The 3,684-nt window shown below is 70.5% G+C and carries 3 protein-coding genes; all 3 read left to right on the top strand.

Going from position 1 to position 3,684, the window contains the following annotated elements; genetic code table 11:
- Nucleotides 1-50: 50 nt before the first annotated feature.
- The 3 genes from OG206_RS07025 to OG206_RS07035 are packed head-to-tail and all read left to right on the top strand — an operon-like array spanning nt 51 to nt 3,673.
- The gene (locus OG206_RS07025) at nt 51-566 is read left to right on the top strand and encodes a PadR family transcriptional regulator (RefSeq protein WP_327113363.1); all 516 of its coding nucleotides are present in this window, start codon (nt 51-53) and stop codon (nt 564-566) included.
- Nucleotides 563-1,312 carry an ABC transporter ATP-binding protein gene (locus OG206_RS07030; RefSeq protein WP_327113365.1) on the top strand — a complete coding sequence of 250 codons (750 nt, stop codon included), beginning with the start codon at nt 563-565 and terminating at the stop codon, nt 1,310-1,312. Before OG206_RS07025 ends, OG206_RS07030 begins: the two co-directional genes overlap by 4 nt.
- A 39-nt stretch (nt 1,313-1,351) precedes the next feature.
- Nucleotides 1,352-3,673, top strand: a complete 2,322-nt coding sequence (locus tag OG206_RS07035) for an ABC transporter permease (protein WP_327113367.1) — start codon at nt 1,352-1,354, stop codon at nt 3,671-3,673.
- Nucleotides 3,674-3,684: the final 11 nt, after the last annotated feature.

A 3,684-nucleotide genomic window follows, 5' to 3' on the forward strand; every position in this document is an offset into this window, starting at 1 on the left:
GGGCGATACTGAAGCCAGGGACATCTTACGAGGACAGGAGGACCACGACAGTGCGCCTGCCCCTCCTGGCGCTCCTGGCACAAGGACCCGCCCACGGCTACGAGCTGAAGCAGGGCCTTGAGCAACTGCTGGGCTCCGCGTACCCTCAGCCGAACGTCGGCCAGATCTACGTGACCCTCGGTCGCCTCGAGAAGCAAGGACTCATCGAGGGCGAGGACATCGAACAGTCCAGCCGGCCCAACAAGAAGGTCTACCGCCTGACCGCATCTGGGCAGGAGGCGCTCCGCGCCTGGTTCGACAAGTCCGAGGACGAGCCGCGGGTGCGGGACGAGTTCTTCATGAAGTTGGCCCTCGCCTCGGAAACCGGCATAGCCGATCAGATCTCTCTGATCAACAGGCAGCGACGTCACTACCTCAACTCCATGCGCAACTTGTCGAAGCTGGCTGCCGTGGAGGACCGGGACAACCGAATCGCACAGCTCCTGATCGAGGGTGCGATGCTGCACCTTCAGGCCGACCTGGACTGGCTGGAACGGTGCCAGGAAGAGCTGGAGGAACTGGAGTGAGCGACACCCCCGCTCCGGTGCTGCGCGCCGAGGGCCTGGTCAGGACACACCATGGGGAGAGCGGGCCGGCACACGCCGTGCGCGGTGTCGACCTGTGCGTGCGGCAGGGCGAGTTCGTGGCGATAACCGGCCCCTCCGGGGCGGGCAAGTCGACACTGCTGCATCTGCTCAGCGGACTGCAGCAACCGAACAGCGGAAGGATCTGGCTGGACGGCGAGTGCACGGACACCTGGCGGGAGACCCGCTGGGCCGTGGAACGTCGCAGGCGGATCGGGATCGTCTTCCAGTTCTTCAACCTCGTCTCCAACCTCTCGGTCGCCGACAACGTGGAACTGCCGGCCCTCCTCGCCGGTGTGTCACCCAAGCGGGCACGCGCCGAACGCGACCTGCTCCTCACCGAACTGGGCATCGCGGGCAAGGAACGCAGCATGCCGGGCGAACTGTCCGGCGGTGAGCAGCAGCGAGTCGCCCTGGCACGGGCCCTGGTGAATCACCCGCCACTGTTGCTGGCCGACGAACCGGCCGGCAGCCTCGACAGCAAAGGCACACGCGAGGTGATGCGGCTGCTGTCCCGGTTCCACCAGCGGGGACAGACGATCGTGCTGGTCACCCATGACGCCCGGCTCGCGAGTGCCGCGGACCGGGTGATCAGCTTCTTCGACGGCCGGATCGCCGACGACGCGGAACTCGACACCAGCCCGTCGCGCCGGCCGGGGACGTCCGGAGTGCTGAAGCTCAAGGACTGACGTGCTGACGTACGACAACCGCCGAAAGGGCTAGATCTCATGCGCGCCACCCTGCGCTGGGCACACGCCGATCTGCGCACGCACCGCGGAGAGGCGCTCTTCCTCGTGCTCGCCACCGCCGGCATCGTCATGTCCCTGCTGCTGGCCACCGCGCTGTTCGGCTACGCCACCAACCCCTGGCAGCGCGTCTTCTCCCAGACACACGGCGCGCACGTCTGGATCCACACCGGACGTTCCACCGACCTGCCGAAGCTCACGGAGATGGGCGGGGTCGAGGCGGCTGCCGGCCCCTACGCCACCGCTGCGACCACCCTCACCTCACGCGGAACCCGCGCCGGCGTCGAACTGCGCGCCACGCCTTCGGCCCCTGCCGTGGGCCGCCCCCTCCTCACCGCCGGCCGTTGGCTGGACCCCACGACACCCGACGGCGTGGTCCTCGAGAGCCACCTCGCCCGTGCGCTGCTCGCCGACCCCGGCGACACCCTCTCCCTGCCGGACGGCACCGGAAGTGTCACGGTCGTTGGCATCGCCGACACCGCCGAGGCCCGCTACCGCCCGGGTGAGCAGCCCGGTCTCGTCTGGGCCCTCCCCTCCGTCGTGCCCCACCCCACCGGCCAGATCATCGGGTTGCGCCTGATCAACCCCGCCGAGACGGACTACGCCGTCCAGCGTGCCGTCACCACGCTCGGCGTCGGCGCCATAGGCGAGGTCTCCACCTGGCGGCAGGCACGTGCCGAGGCCCAGGGCGACAACCGACTCCTCGGCCAGGTGCTGGGGCTGTTCGGTTTCGGCGCGCTCATAGCCGCCGCACTGGCCGTTCACGGGGCGATAGCCACCCGGATCCGCGGCCACCTGCGCGACATATCCGTCCTGAAGGCAGTCGGCTTCACACCCAGCCAGGTCGTCCGCGTCTTCCTCTCGCAGCACATCGCGTACGCCCTCCTCGGCGCGGTCGGGGCGGTCGCGGTGACGGACGCACTGGGCAGCCAGGTCACGGGCAGGCTGGGAGACGCCGTCCGTATGTGGCGGGTCCTGCCCGGCCACACGATGTCGCAGTTCGTCATCCCGGCGGGGGTGGTGCTGTTCATCGCAGCGACAACCGCGCTCGCGGCCTGGCGAGCGGGACGCGTCCCCCCGGTGCCCGCCGCCCGGCCGACCGTCACCAGCACGCTTCACGAACGGCGAGCGGCCGCCGGGAGCCGGGCGGCGAAACGGTTCCCGGCACTGCTGCGGCGAGCCCTCGAGGTCAAAGTGCCGGCACCTCTGGTGCTGGGCCTGCACACCGCCCTCAGCCGCCCGGCGCGTTCCCTCACCACCATCGCCCGACTCACGCTGCCGTTGCTGCTGATCGTCGTGGCCGTGAGCGCCTGGACAACCCTCGACCGCTTCCACAGCAACCCCGAGGGCATCGGTGTACCGGCCGCCCTGACCGTCCACCCCCACAAGGCACTCGGCGACCGGGACGTCCGCGCCCTGTTGGAACACGACCCGCAGGTCGCTGCCGCCTATCCGGGCGTCGAAGTGGCCGCACTCGTCCCCGGGCAGACGGCCACGATCGCTCTGCGCGGCCTGGGCACCCGCCGCTCCCCCTACCCCTATGCCCTCGCCGAGGGCCGCCCCGCGCGCGCGAGCGACGAAGCCGTCGCCGGCCAGGGTCTCCTCGACCTGCTGAACGTGCACGTCGGCGACTGGGTCCGCATGACCGTCGGCGACCGGCCCCAGATCCTGCACATCGTGGGTCGCAGTATCGAACCGGAGAACGCGGGCCGCGTCATCTCCACCTCGCTCAGTACGCTCCGCGAGAACGACCCGCATCTCGCACCGTCCCTGTACCAGGTCCGCCTGCGCTCCGGCGCCGATCCGAGCGCCGTGACCCGCCGGCTGACCGCCGCCGGGCACGACCGCCTGGACGTGCATGCCGCGGCCAACCCCGCCGACGAACTCTCTCCGCTGCGTGGCGTCGTGGCAGGACTCATCCTCGTACTGGCCCTCATAGGACTCGTCGAGGTGCTCACGGCGATCGGCGGGACCGTCCGCGAGGGCGAGCGCGACCTGCTGGCGTGGAAAGCCATCGGACTCTCCCCCCGCCAGATCACCGCGGTGACTATGACGTCCACGGGCTGCACCACTCTCGCGGCCTTCGTTGCCGCTGCGACGCTCGGCACGCCGCTCGCCCGCTGGCTGATCGACGCGCAGGGCCGGTCGAGCGGAATCGGAGCCGGTATCGCCCAGGGCCCGCCGGCGGTCTTTCTGATCTTCTTCGGGGCGGCCACCCTGCTGGGCGCGGTCGGTCTCACGGTGCTGCCGGCGGCGCGTGCGGGCCGGCGACGGCTGGCGGACACGCTGGCGGCCGTGGCGTAGGACCGGCGGGC

The organism is Streptomyces sp. NBC_01341, assembly GCF_035946055.1.
Lineage (GTDB): Bacteria > Actinomycetota > Actinomycetes > Streptomycetales > Streptomycetaceae > Streptomyces.

What these genes read in the sequence shown, in the direction of transcription:
- OG206_RS07035 (WP_327113367.1), top strand. Translation starts at nt 1,352, where the DNA reads ATGCGCGCCACCCTGCGCTGGGCACACGCCGATCTGCGCACGCACCGC.